Consider the following 17,612-nt stretch of genomic DNA (forward strand, 5'->3'; position numbering starts at 1 on the left):
ACGGCTATGAACCATTTTGATCTCTCCTTCTTAAAATATCTTCAGGATAACAGCCCTCTCGGGATTGAACATGCCGTACAGCGGTTTGGTAAAACGCTTTCCACGCTGAAACGCACGATGAAAGAGTTGAACGAGCTGTTGCCGACTCACGTTCAGCTACATCAGGATAATCAATGTATTACTACGAACATTGGCTACAGCGACTACATTCAGTTTCTGCAACGGGTGCAGTTTAATCGTTATCTCACCACCGCCGAAGAACGCGTCCAGGATCTGTTCGTCGCTTTGTGCCTGTACGATGTGGTGAATAAGAACGAGTACTACAAAAAGTTTTTTGTTAGCGCCGGGACGGTCAAAAACGATAACCCGCTCATGCTGAGCCGGGTTCAGGAGAGCGGGCTCACGCTGTTAAGCATTCCGCGGAAAGGATCACAGCTGGTGGGGGATGAGTTTCGTCTTCGCCTTGCCGCGTGCATGTCGATTCTGAAAACCGTTGAGATAGGTGCGGATAACCGTTTGATTGCCCATCAGGCCAACGAACCGATTAACCGTTCTATCGCCGAACAGTTTTTGCGCGAATGCGCGCCGGAAATCGCGCAGGCAGCGGATTATTACGTCGATGTGATTAGCCCCGCCACCCGCCTTGGCTATAACGGCCGCAAATATCTGCTGGTTTATCTAAGCCTGGCGCTACACCGCATCAAACGCGGTCGCGGCATTATCGACAGCGAGATGAGCCACTTTCTGACCACTTATCCCTATGAGGTTCTGGCTGATAACGATGAAAACGCCTGCCTCGACATGCTGATCGCCTCGCTCACGTTTATCCATCGTCCCTTTACGCTCTATGATCCCGCGCTGGCGGCGCATGTTTTGCGGGTCAGCGAAGCGCTTTCAGGCTGCCTGAACGCCACTATTCATAGCTATCACAGCTGGTATGCCGATATTTACAACTTCATTTATGCGGCAATTATTCAGAATAAATTCCACCTGTGGTTTGATGATAAAAAGCTCCACGATGTAGAGCGCCGTTACCCGCAGCTTTGGCACCACGTTCAGCAGGCGCTTAACGAGATTGAACTTCACTGGCAGATGTCTTTTTCGGCAATTCATTTGGCCACGCTGGTGCTCATCATCAAGAAACATGAGCTCAAAAATCGCGTGGTCGGGGATGCGAAAAAGCGGGTCATCATTGTCACCAACTCATCGGAAAGCAAAGTCGGTTATTTCAAAGAGGTGCTACGGTCTCGTTTTCACATTGAGGTTTTGGCCTGCGTTAACATCAATGAAATCGACCACCTTTTACAGCAGGATTTCGATCTGCTGATTACCTTCACCAATAAAATCTCCAGCCATCTCCGCCATGCGAAGCTGGACTACGTGAAGGTTAATTTCTACCTTACTCAGGATGATTTTCAGCTGCTGCGTGAGCATGGCCTTAGCCCAACGCGCAAAAAAATACCTGTTGATACTTTCGTTCAACAGGTACAGGGGATGAGCCCGAAGGCGTTAAAAGCCTATCTGGAACAGCATTACGACGATGCCTTTATTTAGCGAGCGCCTGTTGGACGCCGCGGCACCATACGGCGTGTAGGTTCTCTTCGGCGTCCAGCACCAGAATATCGGCATCTTTTCCAGGTTCCAGGCTGCCTTTGCTTTGTGCCGCACCGGCCAGAATCGCCGGGTTAAGGCTGGCAATTTGAGCGGCAGAAACCCAGCCGTTTTCCAGCCGGGTCACGACATTTTTCACCGAATCAAGAAAACTCATCTCCAGATTGCGCACTGCCGGCCAGTCGTCAGGAGAGACTGTGCGGGTGCAGCCGTGGCAGTCGGTAATCTCCAGCGTATGGTGCTGAATACGGAACGTTTCCTGACGCAAATAGTGCTTAAACTCGAATCCTTCCGGAAAATCGACGTAGCCCAAACAGTCGCTCATCATCACCATCCGGCGGTCTTTTTTTAAGCGATAGAGGATATCAAAGACCTCCGGTCGCAAGGTGATACCGCTCTGTTTAGCGACTTCGGCGAAAGTCTCCTGATAGTACATCAGCGCGCCGACCACGCCGGGTTCGCGGTGGTGCAGCCCGCGCATTGCGCTGAAGGCATGGGTGAAGTGGTTGAGTCCGGCATCGATAGCGAGTCCAATCTCATCAAAAGTGGCATCGGTATGCCCGGCTGAAATAGTCACACCAGATTGATGAAGATGACGAATCAGCGCTAGCGCGCCGGGTAGCTCCGGCGCCAGCGTCATTAAGCGAACATGGCCACCTGCCGCGCGCTGATAGCGCTCGAACCCGGCTATACTGGGCTGCTGGACGCAGTCCAGGCGCTGCATGCCGATAAATTTTGGATTTATGTAGGGGCCTTCCATATGGATGCCCACCGCTTGCGCACCATCTTCAGGCCTGGCGTCGGTAATCCACTGCGCTGCGGCCGCCAGGCTTTCCAGTAAAAAATCTTCCGACTGGGTGGCGGAGGTTGCCAGCCATGAGGTGACGCCGGCATTGACCAGATCCTGGCTCATCGCCCGTAGCGAATTCCGCTCACCTTTCCAGGCAAAAGAGCCACGTCCCCAGCCGTGGACGTGAATATCAACAAAGCCCGGCATCAGCATGGCGTGACGGTAATCGATAACACGTCCGCGAGGCTTATCGTCCAGCGCCACAATTTTGTCGCCGTTTAGATGCAGATATCCGGACCGGATGCCGTCCGGGGTAATTATTCGCTCGCAGGCCAGAGAGAGAAGGGCATCAGCCACGATCTTTCTCCTTAACCCGGTCAGACGTTTCCTGGGCAATCACCGCGCATAGCCCGGTGTAATGCGCGGGGTCAATCAGCGCATCAATTTCGCTATCGCTGAAATTCTGGCGAATAACCGCATCGTGGCGCAGGACATCCGCATAAGGAAGAACTTCATGAGTGCTGCGCATGGCCAGATGGTAAACGCGCTCGTGTGCGGCATCTTTGCCCAGTTTCTCGACCAGATGCATCATGATTTTTTCGCTGTTAATCAGCCCATGGGTGAGCTGGACGTTGTGCTGCATCCGATCGCTGTTAATGACCAGCGTACGCGTCAGCTCTTCAGCACGCATCACAATCTCAGCAATGCACTCCATACTCTCCTGAATATTGGCGTCGAAGATAAAGTAGGCTGAACTGTCCGCTTCAAACGGGCGCGGGCTGACGTACAGGCAGGATGTCAGCACGGAGTAAAGCTTTTGCGCATTGGCGATAATGCCTTTGGCCAGCTTTGGGTTCACTTTCTGTGGCATAGTGCTGCTGCCCACGGTGCCTTTGGTAAAGGCTTCAGAAACCTCGCCAAACTCTTCCCCCGAGGTTTGATAAACCTCTTCGGCAATTTTATGCAGAGTGGTGGCCAGCAGACATAAGTTACTGATGTACTCCATCCGGTACACGCGCGAGTTGCGGGATGGAATGGCCATGGAGTGCATTCCGAGCCGCTGCGCGACGCTATCCTGAACCTGGCGGCCGGTTTCTCCCGTCGCGTGGAAGGCTCCAACGGCTCCCCCCATCATCACCGTAAAGACGCGTTTTTCCGCTTCCAGCATTCGTTCCTGTGCGCTTAATAATTCGTCAATCCAGACGGCCACTTTATAGCCCCAGGTAATGGGAAGCGCATGCTTGCCGTGGGTGCGTCCAGCCATCAGGGTAGACTGATGCTCGCTCGCCATGGTTGCCAGATTGCGCAGCGTATCGTTGACGAACTCTTGCATCAGCGCGTTAAACCGTTTTGCCAGATACAACTGGGCGGTTTGCTGAATATTCTGGGTGGTCACGCCGTAGTGCACGTATTTGCCACTTTCCCTGTCGCAGGCTTTGACCAGCACTTTGATAACCGGCACAAAGCCGTGACCTATTTCACGCAGCAGGCGTTCCATTTCGTCCAGATCGATCTTTTCAACCTGGCAGTTAGCGGAGATGTTCTTCGCCGCGCTTTCCGGAATCATGCCGTGCTCGGCCTGGGCCAGTGCCAGAGCGGCTTCAACATCCAGCCATGACTGGACTCTCGCCTGCTGACCCAGCAGCGCTTTCATGCCGCGATCGTTAATGGTTTTACTTTTTGAATCATACAATGCGCGCATTGCCCTCTCCTTTAGCTTATTTAGCGCCGACAAGACGGTCATCAACCGCATTACGGACAAATTCTACGTGCGGGCCGAAGACCACGTGGATATGGTTATTCGAGGGGATAAAGGTCCCCAATGACCCGGATTCTTTGAGTAAATCCATATTGATTATTTTCTGATCCTGCAGGTCGATACGCAGGCGGGAGACACAGTTCTCGACGCGTTTAATATTGTCTTTACCGCCAAGTCCCTCGATAACCATCTCGGCAACTTTGTCGTATTCTTTGTTATTGAGTAAGGTGCTGTCGGCCATTTCGCTTTCGCGCCCCGGTGTTTTGATATCAAACTTGCTGATGGCGAAGCGGAATACGAAATAAAAGACTACAAAGTTAACAATACCGAGCAGAATTAAATTAACCCAATGCGTGTTTTCATACATCAGACCGAATATACCAAAATCAAAGATAGTGCCGCGAATATAGCCAATGGACACTTCCAGAATTTGCAGTGGAATAGTCAGTAAACCGCAAAGTACCGCGTAGATGACAAAGAGTTTTGGCGCGATAAACAGGAAGGAAAATTCCAGCGGTTCGGTGATATTGCCTAACATCGCGGTGAGTACCACGGTCAGAATCATCCCTTTGGCAAATTTCTTGTTTTTGAAATAGGCCATGTGATACATCGCCAGACCAATAGCAGGCACGCGAAATAAGGTGGTCAGCATTTGTGATGAGGCAAGATAGCTGGTCAACGTTGGCATGTACTCTTTCCACGCCGGATGCGTCGGGCCAAGCTCAAAAAGGATTTTGTTCATCGCCGGTAATATCCCAACGTAGGTTTGCCCGTCAATCAGGTAGGTTCCCCCAGCGGCGGTAAAGCGTACCGTTGAACTCAGCACATGGTGCAGGCCGAAGGGGATCAACAGGCGGTTGAGCGTCATGTATATCCCCGCGCCAATATCCGGTGCCATCATGATGGTTGAGATTGCGCGCATTCCGGCGGTAAAGAGATCCCAGATAAAGGGGATAATCAGCCCAACGGGAATGGCAAAGGCGATGGCGAGAATAGCCACTGATTTTTTGCCGCTAAAGAAGGCAAAGGCCAAAGGCAGCTGTAAGCGGTAGAAGCGGTCAGTGACTTTCGCGGCAAGAAGGCCGGCGATAATCCCACCGAGTGCCTCAATTTTTAGCGTTTGTACGCCAAGCACCATGCCCTGACCCACCAATGAAAGATCGCCTTTGGCGAGCGTTCCTGCGAGCTTGAGGTGGACATGCATCGAAATTAAGAGGGTCAGATAAGCGGCAACAGAAGCAAATACGGCGATACCTTTTTCTTTTTTTGACATTCCGTAGGCTACGCCCATCGCAAATAATAAAGGAATATTATTAAAAACAACGCTGCTGATTAATCCCAAAGAAGATAAAACGGCCTTGAAGATATCATTGCCTAAAAAAGGCAGTTTATCGATCATATAACTCTGACCTAACGCCGAGCTAATTCCCATTACCATCCCGACGGGAGCTAAAACCGCAATAGGTAATAATAGCGAACGACCGAATATCTGAATTTCATTTTTAAAATTGGTATTCATGATGTAAATCCTGACGTGGAATATCTTAACGATAAGATACTGGCAGGATTTTTTTGCTCAAGGGCAAATGGTGGTGAATAAGAAGCGCAGGATTTGACCATTAAAAAAGAGCCCGGAGGCTCTTTGTTAATGGTGGCCGTGGCCGTGTCCATGACCGCGCCCATGGCCGCGTCCGCGACCACGGTGATCGTCACGATCGCCCCAGCCATCCCGATAGCCGCGTTCATAGGCCTTATTTTTATCCCAGCCGCGATGCCGGCCGTTATCACGGTGATACCAGTTTTTATGCCAGTAGTCGCGATCGCGCCAGCGACCACCGTCCCAGTAATTGCCGTAATTATCGCGATCGCCAATTTGTAGTTTTACGGATGGCAGCAGGGTGATTTCACCAGCATTAGCAAACATCGGGGCCGAAGCCATCAATACCGCCGCCAGAATCAGTGACCTGAACATACTTCTCTCCTATACGATCGTGGTCAGTAAGACCTGTTAACGCAATATTACAATTCGGTAAAACCCCGGATTATTGGGTTAACTCTTAAACCGTCAGGAGAGAGCATTTTTTGTTAAAGTCGCTGTTATTTTATACCGTTCAAAATGCCATCGATTTCCGCACATTCCTGCGGGCTGAAATGGCGATTTGCCAGCATCCCGACCGCATCATCAAGCTGCGCCACTTTACTGGCACCAATCAGCACGGAAGTCACCGCCTGCTGGCGCAGCACCCACGCCAGCGCCATTTGTGACAGCTTCTGCCCACGATTTTCCGCCAGCGTATTGAGCTGACGAACGGCATTGATTTTACCGTCGGTAAGCTGCTCAGGTTTCAGGAAGATACTGTTGCTGGCAGCGCGGGAATCTGCCGGAATACCGTGCAGATAACGGTCGGTCAACTGTCCCCCGGCCAGCGGCGAGAAGGCAATACAGCCGACACCTTCTTGCTGTAAGACATCCAGCAAACCGTTTTCCGCTCCGCGTTCCAGCATGGAGTACTTCGGCTGGTGGATGAGGCAAGGCGTTCCGAGATCGTTAAGAATGTCGATGGCCTGCTGTGCAAGTTCAGCCGGATAGTTGGAAAGCCCAACGTACAGCGCTTTACCCTGACGGACGATATGATCGAGCGCGCGCATGGTTTCCAACAGCGGGGTTTCCGGGTCCGGACGATGATGATAAAAGATATCGACGTACTCTAACCCCATCCGTTTCAGGCTTTGGTCGAGACTAGAAATAAGGTACTTACGAGAACCCCAATCACCGTAAGGCCCGTCCCACATGGTGTAACCGGCTTTGCTGGAGATAATCAACTCGTCACGATAGGGGAGAAAATCTTCCCGCAGAATACGACCGAAGTTGCTTTCCGCCGATCCCGGAGGCGGGCCGTAGTTATTTGCCAAATCAAAATGAGTAATGCCGAGATCGAAGGCATGACGTAGTAGCTGACGGCTATTTTCGACGTGCGTTTCGTCGCCAAAATTGTGCCAAAGCCCTAGCGAAACGGCAGGGAGCTTGAGACCGCTGTTGCCGCAGCGTTGATACGTCATGCTTTCATAACGCGTTGGGCTTGCCTGGTAAACCATAGTGTCCTCCAGAATATCCACGTGTGTATACGTTTACACTAACCAATGTCCATCGGCTCGTACACTCCTGAAATCTGTAAATTTTGCTTTCCAGCAGACTTTTTTGCCAATTCTGGACAGCCTTAACACTTCTTCAATACTCAAAGAAACAAACCGCTGGGGGAAGTGCATGATGAACGCGCCTTATACCGTTGCAGATTATCTACTTGACCGCCTTGCTGACTGTGGCGCTGACCACCTGTTTGGCGTACCGGGCGACTACAACCTCCAGTTTCTCGACCACGTGATTGCCCATCGGACTGTCCGCTGGGTGGGATGCGCCAATGAACTCAACGCGGCCTACGCGGCGGACGGTTATGCCAGGACGCAGGGCTTCGGCGCGCTACTCACTACCTACGGAGTGGGCGAACTTAGCGCGCTCAACGGTGTGGCCGGCAGCTTTGCTGAGCATGTACCGGTCCTGCATATTGTCGGAGCGCCCTGTACAGCAGCTCAGCAGCGACGCGAGTGCTTACACCACACTCTGGGCGACGGCAATTTTGATCATTTTCGCCAGATGAGCGCGCCTATTTCGGTGGCTCAGGGAGTGCTGAATGCCCGCAATGCCTGCGAAGAAATTGACCGGGTGCTGAGCGAAATCGTGCGGCGCAAGCGTCCGGGCTATCTGCTGCTACCCGCTGATGTCGCGTCGCTGCCCGTTGCGCGTCCTGGGAGCGCTCTCACCGTGCAATCAGCGGCAAGAGATAACGCGCAGTTGGACGGTTTTATCCTGCAGGCGCGAAAGTTATTGCAACCCTGCCATCGAGTGTCTTTGCTGGCAGATGTGCTGGCGCTGCGGTTTGGGCAGCAATCTGTGCTCAATCAGTGGATGGAAGAGGTGTCGATTCCCCATGCCACATTGCTGATGGGCAAAGGACTATTTAACGAACAGCAGCCGGGGTTTGCCGGGACCTACAGCGGAGGAGCTAGTCTGCCGCAAACGCGCGAGGCGATTGAGGACGCCGAGGTGATTATCTGCATTGGTACCTGTTTTACCGACACGATCACTGCCGGTTTCACCCACCGCATTACGGCACAGCGCTCAATTGAAATTCAGCCGTTTGCCGCTCGCGTAGGCGAACGCTGGTTCAGCGGGATTGCAATGCAGGAGGCGGTAAACGCGCTGATTGCGCTCAGCAAAGACTTTTCTGCCCAGTGGCAAACCTATCGCCGGAGGATTAGCGCACCGTCCACGGTTGATAGCGGGCACCTGACCCAGCGCCATTTCTGGCACACGCTGGAAAAATACCTCCGGCCGCATGACATTATTCTGGGAGACCAGGGGACAGCCGCATTTGGTATTGCCGCGTTAACGTTGCCGACCGACAGTAGCCTGATTGTCCAGCCGCTATGGGGATCGATTGGTTTCACATTGCCCGCCGCCTTCGGTGCGCAGACCTCGCAGCCGGACAGGCGCGTGGTGCTGGTGATTGGCGATGGCGCCGCGCAGCTCACTATTCAGGAGTTAAGCTCAATGCTGCGCGATGGCCAGCGGCCGCTAATTTTGCTGCTTAATAATGAAGGGTATACGGTTGAGCGCGCGATCCACGGGCCTGAGCAACGCTACAACGACATCAGTCTATGGAACTGGACGCAGGTGCCGCAGGCATTGAATCTGGATTGCCAGGCTGAATGCTGGAAAGTGACCAACGCATCGCAGTTAAACGATGCGCTGGCGCGGGCAGAGCGGGGGGATAAACTGACTTTACTGGAAGTCATGCTGCCGAAAATGGATATCCCGCCGCTGCTAAAAGCGGTGACCCAGGCGCTGGAGGCGCGCAATAGCGGGCGCTAATCCCGGCGTTTACGTGGCACCATCATCGTGGGTTTCCCCGCCAACAGCAGCCAGGCGGGGAGCATCACGATGCACAGTAACGGCAGCAATGTCGTATCCGGGACCACCACGGCGGCCATAAACAGGCTAAGCCAGGCATCACGAGTCACCACGAGTACCAGTCCCAGAATGGCGCAGGAGACGGTGATCGCCGCCGGAACCGCCTCGACGTGGGCATGCAGCATTAGCCCGAGCGCTACGGCGACAAATACCGCCGGGAAGATTCGCCCACCACGGAAACCACAGGCTGCGGCCACGACCAGCGCGGCCAGCTTACTGAGTGCAAACAGCATATACTCGCCGGCACTGAAACCTGGCCCGGTCGTGAGCTGGTGCATCTCATCCAGCCCTTTAAATAGGGTGATTGGCCCACCGAAGGTGCCAATAATTCCCAGCGCAAAACCGCCGATTCCCAGAATAACGACCGGACTTTTCAGGCGGTGTATCAGCGCGTGCAGGTGCGGCAGACACCAGACTGCCACCATGCCTACGGCGATGGCGAAGATAGTCACAATCGCCCCGCTGAAGATATCGACAACGCGCATTTCCTGATAATGCTCAATCGGCAATGAGAACTGCGGATGGAAAAACAGGCCGGTGGTTAAAGCACCGGCAGCTGCGGCCAGCAATGGGGCGAAGAGACGATCCCATAATGGGGTATCGTTATTGCCGCTGAGCGTCTGGGAAAAAATGAGTGCTGCGGCAACGGGCGTACCAAACAGCGCGCCAATGGTGCCTGCGGCCGCCAGAATCGTCCAATCGAGCGAGCTGACCCGCGGGAAAAATCGCGCGCCCAGCGCCACGGCCAGCGCGATATTGACCGACATAATCGGATGTTCTGGACCAAGGCTCACGCCGCCCGCCAGGCCGAGAATGAGCGCAATCACCAAACCGGGCAGATGAGAAGGGGGAACGGCGGCCCCGATTAAGGGCTCGCTTGCCGGATCGGGACCCGCGTTACCTGGGCTGTAGCGAATCACCAGACCGACAGCAATACCGGTCAGAGTCAGCATCAGGATTATCCAAAACGGAGAGGTAAAGTCCACGCCGAAAGCCGCAGGGAGGTTACGCCACAGCAAATGTTGCAGCACGGCGGCGATTTTCACGACCACCATTAACAACAAGCTGGATGCGACACCGATCAGCACGGCAGGTATAGACAGCAACAACATGGTTCTGGCTCGCGGGTGGAGCATGGTTTTATCCTTTTTGCTGAATGCCTGGGCTACTTTGCATTTTCCCGATTTTTTGTTCAGCGCAAATGGTGCTGAAACGATACGACCTTAGCGTTTATCTCTCTTCACATGAGCTAAAAAATGCGCAAAAAATGTGACGAAGATCGATAATCCTGGGGTGCTCATGCAAACGCCATTGTTGTTAAAGCGCCTTGAATTTACAGTGTGACAAAGATTTATTCTGACTTTAGCGGAGCCGTAACGGAATGACAAAGTTTGCTTTAGTAGGGGATGTGGGGGGCACCAATGCGCGTCTGGCATTGTGCGATATTGCCAGCGGGGAGATCTCCCTGGCGAAAACCTATTCTGGCCTGGATTACCCAAGCCTGGAAGCGGTCGTTCGCGTCTATCTCGACGAGCATAACGTATCGGTCGAAGATGGCTGTATTGCCATTGCTTGTCCGATTACCGGCGATTGGGTGGCGATGACCAACCATACCTGGGCGTTCTCGATTGCGGAAATGAAAAAGAACCTTGGTTTCTCCCACCTGGAAATCATTAACGATTTCACCGCGGTATCCATGGCGATCCCGATGCTGAAAAAAGAGCATCTGATCCAGTTTGGCGGCACCGAGCCGATAGAAGGTAAACCGATCGCCGTTTATGGTGCTGGCACTGGCCTTGGCGTGGCGCATCTGGTCCACGTTGATAAACGCTGGGTTAGCCTGCCGGGTGAAGGTGGGCACGTCGACTTTGCGCCAAACAGTGAAGAAGAGGGGATTATCCTCGAAGTACTGCGCGAAGAGATTGGTCACGTGTCGGCGGAGCGCGTGTTGTCGGGACCGGGGCTGGTGAATTTGTACCGGGCTATCGTTAAAGCCGATAATCGTCTGCCGGAAAACTACAAGCCAAAAGACATTACCGAGCGTGCGCTTGCTGATACCTGCACCGACTGCCGTCGCGCGCTGTCGCTTTTCTGCGTCATTATGGGGCGCTTTGGCGGCGATCTGGCATTAACGCTGGGGACATTTGGCGGCGTCTACATTGCCGGCGGTATCGTACCGCGCTTCCTTGAGTTCTTTAAAGCATCCGGCTTCCGCGGCGGTTTTGAAGATAAAGGCCGCTTTAAAGACTACGTACACCCAATCCCGGTGTATCTGATAGTTCATGACAATCCAGGCCTGTTGGGCTCCGGCGCGCATCTGCGCCAGACGCTGGGACAGGTTCTGTAAGCGCTTTCTTCGCTGGCGACGTCTGTCGCCAGCATCTCTTCTACAGATGCATTATCTGCCGAAACTCTTTCACCTTACTGCGGCTCACCGGCACCTGAAATTCCAGATCGCGCAGGCGCAGAATGTAGGTGTTATTAAACCATGGTTCAATCTCGCGGATTTTATTCAGGTTCACGCAATACGAGCGGTGGCAGCGGAAAAAATGGCTGGTGGGAAGCTTGTTGCAAAATTCAGTGATGTTCATCGGCATGACGTAGGACTCTCGTCGCGTATAAACAAACGTCATCTTTTCATGCGCTTCGGCGTAGTAAATGTCATTTATCGGCGTGACGATGATGCGCTCATCTTTAATCAGATTAATGGTGTCATTTTCACGGGTCACGCCCGCCGGGCTGTTGACGTTACCTGACTGCTGCTGTTGCCAGCTGGACTCCAGCTTTTGCAGCATGGAGACGATACGCATCTCCTGGTAGGGTTTTAGAATATAGTCGAATGCTTCCAGTTCAAAGGCTTCCACCGCATGCTCTTTCCACGCGGTAATAAACACAATAAACGGTTTATGGGCGAACTGGCTAATATTCTGCGCCAGTAGCACTCCGTCTAAAGAGGGAATGTTGATGTCGAGGAAGATGGCATCCACTTTGTTGTGCTGCAAAAACTTCAGCACGTCCAGACCGTCGTCAAAAGTACCGACAATCTCCATCTGGCTGTGCTGTTGAATCAGCCAGGTTAGCTCCTGTTGTGCCAGGAATTCATCTTCAACAATGATGACTTTCATGTGTACTCCAGGTTAAGGCAGTAAAGTGGCGGCGGTAGTCGTGACCGGCGTGCGCTGATTGGGAATGTAAAAGGCGATCTCCGTTCCTGGCTCCAGGCGACGAATGTGCAGCCCTTCGCCATACAGCAGCTTGACCCGATGATGAACGTTGAGCAGGCCGATTTTATTCCCCGGCATTTCGTTAGCTTCAACTCGTGCCACCACCTCCGGGTCGATGCCCGGCCCGGTATCGCGCACGCTGATACGCACGCGGTTGCCGGATTCGGTAATACTGATGGTAACAACGCCTTTGCCTTTACTGCGTTGAATACCGTGGACGATAGCGTTTTCGACCAGCGGCTGGATAAGCAGGCTCGGGATAAAACAGCTCACCTCTTCGTCAATATCGTAGATAACCGTCAGCTTATCGCCAAAACGTGCCTGCTCAATGGCGATGTAATCCTTAATCTGGTACAGCTCTTTGCGGATATCAATTTGCTCATCGTCTTTTAATTCAATGTTATAGCGCAGATAGCGGGACAGATTAAAAATCAACTGCCGCGCAGTATCCGGATTCATGCGAATCGACGACGAAATGGCGTTCAGAGCGTTAAACAAGAAATGAGGATTGATCTTACTTTGCAGCGCGCGCAGCTCTGCCTTATTTGCCATTTCACGCAGCTGTTCAGCGCGTGAAACCTCGAGCTGTGTCGAGATAATCTGCGACAAACCGATTGCCATCTCCTGCAAAGAAGAGGTGATTTGGTGGGCGTGGCAGTAGTAGATTTTCAGCGTACCGGTCACGACCCCCGTTTCCGACAGCGGGATCACCAGCATCGAGTGGATCTCCGGCGTGCGGTAGGCTTCATCATTGTTTTTGATAATGATATCGCCGCTAATGATCGCCTGTTTGGTGGTCGGGCTGATGGCATCATCATTGTTGTGGTAGTTATCTTCCCCCACGCCAACGTAGGCCAGCACGCGCTCGGTATTGGTAATTGCTACCGCGTCGGCATGAATATCCTGGCGGATGATGTCGCAAATCTGTCGTAGGGTATCGCTGTTAATCTGGCGAAAGAGCGGCAGCGTTTTGTTGGCAATATCCAGCGCCAGCTTGGCTTGACGCGCGGCACTGGCTTCTTTTTCGCCCTCTACGCTCTGCACCAGCAACACAATAAAACCGATACAGACGCTACCGGCAATCATTGGAATACCGATTTTCGAGACAATATCCACCCCCAGCGGGATATTGGGCGCCCAGACGACAACCAGAATCATGGTCAGCGTTTCGCACAGCATTCCGCCGAGGATGCCTATTTTCCAGTGCAACTCTTTTGGAATTTTTCGGTTAATCAGGCCAGCTAAGATCCCGGCGATAATACTGGTAATAAAGCACGGAATGGCCGTGACGCCGCCCGCATCAATCAAATAGCGGTGGATCCCGGCGATGAGCCCAACGATACCGCCGACCCATGGGCCGAATAAAATCCCACCGGACATCACCGCGATAATGCGTACGTTCACCAGCGAGCCTTCCACCGGCACACCGGACCAGGTGCTGAAGATAGCGAACATCGAGAAAATAACGGTGACGGCGAGCAGTTCTTTCGCGGTATGGGCCGACTTGTGCAGTAATTCGCGGAAAAGGCGAATACGGATCAGGAAAAAGAGGCAAATCAGCATTAATGCGGCTCTGTCATAAACTGCGAGCAGCATATTGAATATTTCGTGCATGGCGGCGCCGGGTGTCTTCAGGAAAGTCTTATGATAAGTAACCCGGCGTCAGATGACCAGCGGCTTACTGAATAGGGAAAAACCTTAATTTAAAAAGGGGATTGATAAGGAAAGGTATTTAACAGAGCACAATGACCAACTTACGGCGGGATAAGCAAAGTGCAATGAAACCATATCGATAACACATTGTTGCTAATATGTTTTATATTCGCCTATATGTTGGCGTTAAGAAATGATTTTTATTTGTACGACTTCCTCTTTTCAGCGATGTCATCATTTTTTTCATTGTCCCTCGACAGACACATTTTATTCAGGTTATTTTCTATTCATGCCACATCGGTGGCAGCGTCGCTCGAACGGTTCGGGCGCTCACGTTATCCTGAGGAATTTATGGCTGACTCCAGTCCAGAACGTCGCTTTACGCGTATCGATCGCTTACCCCCGTATGTTTTTAACATTACCGCTGAATTAAAGATGGCTGCGCGTCGGCGCGGCGAGGACATCATTGATTTCAGTATGGGGAACCCCGACGGTGCCACGCCGCCGCATATTGTCGAAAAACTGTGTACCGTGGCGCAACGGCCTGATACCCATGGTTATTCCACTTCACGTGGGATCCCGCGCTTACGTCGTGCAATTTCGCGTTGGTATCACGATCGCTACGATGTCGAAATTGACCCGGAAAGCGAAGCGATTGTCACGATTGGCTCGAAAGAGGGGCTGGCACATCTGATGCTCGCCACGCTCGACCACGGTGATACGGTACTGGTGCCCAATCCAAGCTACCCGATTCACATCTACGGCGCGGTGATTGCCGGTGCGCAGGTTCGTTCGGTGCCGCTGGTGCAAGGGGTCGATTTCTTTAACGAACTCGAACGCGCGATCCGCGAAAGCTACCCGAAACCGAAGATGATGATTTTAGGTTTCCCATCCAACCCAACCGCCCAGTGCGTTGAGCTGGAGTTTTTCGAAAAAGTGGTGGCGTTGGCCAAGCGCTACGATGTGCTGGTGGTTCACGATCTGGCTTACGCTGACATTGTCTATGATGGCTGGAAAGCGCCGTCGATTATGCAGGTGCCGGGCGCGCGCGATGTGGCGGTGGAATTTTTCACGCTGTCAAAAAGCTACAATATGGCCGGCTGGCGTATTGGTTTTATGGTCGGCAATAAAACGCTGGTTAACGCGCTGGCGCGGATTAAGAGTTATCACGATTACGGTACCTTTACACCGCTGCAGGTGGCGGCTATCGCCGCGCTGGAGGGCGATCAGCAGTGCGTTCGCGATATCGCTGAGCAGTATAAACGTCGTCGCGATGTGCTGGTCAAAGGGCTACACGAAGCGGGCTGGATGGTCGAGATGCCGAAGGCATCGATGTACGTGTGGGCAAAAATTCCCGACAAGTACGCTGCCATGGGATCGCTAGAGTTTGCCAAAAAATTGCTGCAGGATGCGAAGGTCTGCGTTTCGCCGGGTATTGGTTTTGGCGATTATGGCGATACCCACGTGCGTTTTGCGCTAATTGAGAACCGCGACCGTATCCGCCAGGCGATTCGCGGGATTAAAGCGATGTTCCGCGCCGATGGGTTGCTGCCGTCTGAGCATAAATCTGCAGAATGATTTTCTGCATCCCAGAAATGCAAACAGGAGCCAAATGGCTCCTGTTTTTTTATGCATTTTATTCACTAGATCATCAGGGCAAATGTACCGGCAAAAACGATGACCATAAAGGAAAAGCCCATAAAGAAATATTTCACGACTCATCTCTCCGCGTATCTTTTTCTACGCACTCATGAACGTTGGTACTGCGAACTGATATCAACCGATGGAAACTCAAACTGTGCATTTTCGCGGTTGGCATCACTTCAGAATTCTGTGCTTTTGTGCTCCAGATGGCGCTAATGTACGCCTAAAGATGTGGTGAGACAAGAGGGATTTTTTTATTAATTTTTAGTTACTTACGAGTGTCGTGATTCGGCGACACATTAATTTCATTCGGTAATAAATTTCATTCTGGCGACGTCCGTATTTGCCTTTCGGAAGCATAAAATCGGACGCGTTGTGGCTCGCTTCAGGTAAAATATTGACTATTCATGTTGTTGTTAATTCGTCTCTTCCAGAATAAGGAATCCCATGGTTAAAAAATCACTGCGCCAGTTCACGCTGATGGCGACGGCAACCGTCACGCTGTTGTTAGGAAGTGTGCCGCTGTATGCGCAAACGGCGGACGTACAGCAAAAACTTGCCGAATTAGAGCGGCAGTCGGGAGGCAGACTGGGGGTGGCATTGATTAACACAGCGGATAATTCGCAAATACTTTATCGTGCTGATGAGCGCTTTGCGATGTGCAGCACCAGTAAAGTGATGGCCGCGGCCGCGGTGCTGAAGAAAAGTGAAAGCGAACCGAATCTGTTAAATCAGCGAGTTGAGATCAAAAAATCTGACCTTGTTAACTATAATCCGATTGCGGAAAAGCACGTCAATGGGACGATGTCACTGGCTGAGCTTAGCGCGGCCGCGCTACAGTACAGCGATAACGTGGCGATGAATAAGCTGATTGCTCACGTTGGCGGCCCGGCTAGCGTCACCGCGTTCGCCCGACAGCTGGGAGACGAAACGTTCCGTCTCGACCGTACCGAGCCGACGTTAAACACCGCCATTCCGGGCGATCCGCGTGATACCACTTCACCTCGGGCAATGGCGCAAACTCTGCGGAATCTGACGCTGGGTAAAGCATTGGGCGACAGCCAACGGGCGCAGCTGGTGACATGGATGAAAGGCAATACCACCGGTGCAGCGAGCATTCAGGCTGGACTGCCTGCTTCCTGGGTTGTGGGGGATAAAACCGGCAGCGGTGACTATGGCACCACCAATGATATCGCGGTGATCTGGCCAAAAGATCGTGCGCCGCTGATTCTGGTCACTTACTTCACCCAGCCTCAACCTAAGGCAGAAAGCCGTCGCGATGTATTAGCGTCGGCGGCTAAAATCGTCACCGACGGTTTGTAATAGCGGAAACGGAATGGGGAAACTCATTCCGTTTTTTTTATCGCCTTAGACGGCAAAAGCGCTGTCGCCCACCTGCGCTTGCGCATACCAGGCCATAAGCTCCGTGGTTCCTGGTTCTCCTTCCGCTGGAGCCCAGTGCGCATAGTCATCGGCAGCCACGGGTTGATAGCCACCGTGTTTTACTTCAAAAATTATGCCACCGGTATCCAGCGACAGCACGGCATGCCAGGTTCCTGCGGCCATCTCCAGCACCGTACAGGTTTCCCCCAATATCGCCCGATGGGTGACGGTACCCCGATCGTCAAAATTCAGCACCACGAAACGACCCCTTAATGGCAACAGTAGCTCGAAGGTGTGAGGGTGTCGGTGCGGGCGCACGTAGGTTCCTGGTTCCATGGCAATAGCCAGACGTTGGACCGAATCGCTTAATTCTAGATGGAAATTACGGTGCGCGCGGAGCCGAGGCGATTGCACAGCCGCTGCGCTCTGTTGCTGCATATCGCTCATGGTAATTTGTTTCATCAGGATGACCTTGTCGATTAATGAATTGGGGGGGGATTACCGTATGGCGTCAGGGTG

At 52.7% G+C, this 17,612-nt stretch carries 15 protein-coding genes; 5 read left to right on the forward strand and 10 right to left on the reverse strand.

All coding sequences use genetic code 11. From position 1 onward, the window contains the following. The first annotated feature begins 6 nt into the window (after positions 1-6). Positions 7-1,554 carry a BglG family transcription antiterminator gene (locus ABOC97_RS03010; RefSeq protein ID WP_349593904.1) on the forward strand — a complete coding sequence of 516 codons (1,548 nt, stop codon included), beginning with the start codon at positions 7-9 and terminating at the stop codon, positions 1,552-1,554. Here the strand turns inward: ABOC97_RS03010 and ABOC97_RS03015 are convergent. The 5 genes from ABOC97_RS03015 to mgrA all read right to left on the reverse strand — a co-directional run bounded on the left by ABOC97_RS03015 (position 1,547) and on the right by mgrA (position 7,256). Continuing rightward, complete coding sequence (locus ABOC97_RS03015) at positions 1,547-2,758, reverse strand: N-acetylglucosamine-6-phosphate deacetylase (protein WP_349593907.1); 1,212 nt, start codon at positions 2,756-2,758, stop codon at positions 1,547-1,549. The two genes, ABOC97_RS03010 and ABOC97_RS03015, sit on opposite strands and share 8 nt — an antisense overlap. Continuing rightward, positions 2,751-4,103, reverse strand: a complete 1,353-nt coding sequence (locus tag ABOC97_RS03020) for a class-II fumarase/aspartase family protein (RefSeq protein WP_349593910.1) — start codon at positions 4,101-4,103, stop codon at positions 2,751-2,753. Before ABOC97_RS03020 ends, ABOC97_RS03015 begins: the two co-directional genes overlap by 8 nt. Positions 4,104-4,119: 16 nt before the next feature. Beyond that, a complete protein-coding gene (locus tag ABOC97_RS03025; RefSeq protein ID WP_349593912.1) occupies positions 4,120-5,679 on the reverse strand; it encodes a PTS transporter subunit EIIC in 1,560 nt (519 codons plus the stop codon). Positions 5,680-5,805: 126 nt separating this feature from the next. Continuing rightward, positions 5,806-6,132, reverse strand: coding sequence for a DUF2502 domain-containing protein (locus ABOC97_RS03030; protein ID WP_349593915.1), 327 nt, complete (start codon positions 6,130-6,132; stop codon positions 5,806-5,808). Positions 6,133-6,257: 125 nt separating this feature from the next. Then, complete coding sequence (gene mgrA, locus ABOC97_RS03035) at positions 6,258-7,256, reverse strand: L-glyceraldehyde 3-phosphate reductase (RefSeq protein WP_349593918.1); 999 nt, start codon at positions 7,254-7,256, stop codon at positions 6,258-6,260. A gap of 172 nt (positions 7,257-7,428) precedes the next feature. On the opposite strand from mgrA, the gene ABOC97_RS03040 reads away from it, so the two are divergent. Next, positions 7,429-9,090, forward strand: coding sequence for an alpha-keto acid decarboxylase family protein (locus tag ABOC97_RS03040; RefSeq protein ID WP_349594325.1), 1,662 nt, complete (start codon positions 7,429-7,431; stop codon positions 9,088-9,090). Here the strand turns inward: ABOC97_RS03040 and ABOC97_RS03045 are convergent. Then, positions 9,087-10,325: an ion channel protein gene (locus tag ABOC97_RS03045; protein ID WP_349593921.1), complete on the reverse strand. Its 1,239-nt coding sequence runs from the start codon at positions 10,323-10,325 to the stop codon at positions 9,087-9,089. The two genes, ABOC97_RS03040 and ABOC97_RS03045, sit on opposite strands and share 4 nt — an antisense overlap. 245 nt (positions 10,326-10,570) lie before the next feature. Between ABOC97_RS03045 and glk the strand changes: the two genes are divergently transcribed. Continuing rightward, the gene (gene glk / locus ABOC97_RS03050) at positions 10,571-11,536 is read left to right on the forward strand and encodes a glucokinase (protein WP_349593924.1); all 966 of its coding nucleotides are present in this window, start codon (positions 10,571-10,573) and stop codon (positions 11,534-11,536) included. Between the two features lie 40 nt (positions 11,537-11,576). On the opposite strand, the gene ABOC97_RS03055 is transcribed toward glk, so the two are convergent. Both ABOC97_RS03055 and ABOC97_RS03060 read right to left on the reverse strand, forming a co-directional pair. Continuing rightward, positions 11,577-12,314: a LytR/AlgR family response regulator transcription factor gene (locus ABOC97_RS03055; protein WP_349593926.1), complete on the reverse strand. Its 738-nt coding sequence runs from the start codon at positions 12,312-12,314 to the stop codon at positions 11,577-11,579. A gap of 12 nt (positions 12,315-12,326) precedes the next feature. Beyond that, entirely contained in the window at positions 12,327-14,027 is a 1,701-nt protein-coding gene (locus ABOC97_RS03060; RefSeq protein ID WP_349593928.1) for a sensor histidine kinase, read from the reverse strand. A gap of 390 nt (positions 14,028-14,417) precedes the next feature. Here ABOC97_RS03060 and alaC point away from each other — a divergent pair, with 390 nt between their 5' ends. Next, positions 14,418-15,644: an alanine transaminase gene (alaC, locus tag ABOC97_RS03065; protein ID WP_234502306.1), complete on the forward strand. Its 1,227-nt coding sequence runs from the start codon at positions 14,418-14,420 to the stop codon at positions 15,642-15,644. Positions 15,645-15,709: 65 nt separating this feature from the next. Here the strand turns inward: alaC and ypdK are convergent, their stop codons facing one another. Then, on the reverse strand, positions 15,710-15,781 hold the full coding sequence (gene ypdK, locus ABOC97_RS03070) for a membrane protein YpdK (RefSeq protein WP_112204148.1): 72 nt from the start codon (positions 15,779-15,781) through the stop codon (positions 15,710-15,712). A 376-nt stretch (positions 15,782-16,157) separates the two neighbouring features. Here ypdK and ABOC97_RS03075 point away from each other — a divergent pair, with 376 nt between their 5' ends. Further along, entirely contained in the window at positions 16,158-17,033 is an 876-nt protein-coding gene (locus ABOC97_RS03075) for an extended-spectrum class A beta-lactamase CTX-M-3 (protein ID WP_011091028.1), read from the forward strand. 45 nt (positions 17,034-17,078) lie between these two features. Here ABOC97_RS03075 and ABOC97_RS03080 read toward each other — a convergent pair whose 3' ends face one another. Further along, entirely contained in the window at positions 17,079-17,555 is a 477-nt protein-coding gene (locus ABOC97_RS03080; protein ID WP_349593933.1) for a WbuC family cupin fold metalloprotein, read from the reverse strand. Positions 17,556-17,612: the final 57 nt, after the last annotated feature.

This window comes from Kluyvera huaxiensis (genome assembly GCF_040149365.1).
Lineage (GTDB): Bacteria > Pseudomonadota > Gammaproteobacteria > Enterobacterales > Enterobacteriaceae > Kluyvera > Kluyvera intermedia_A.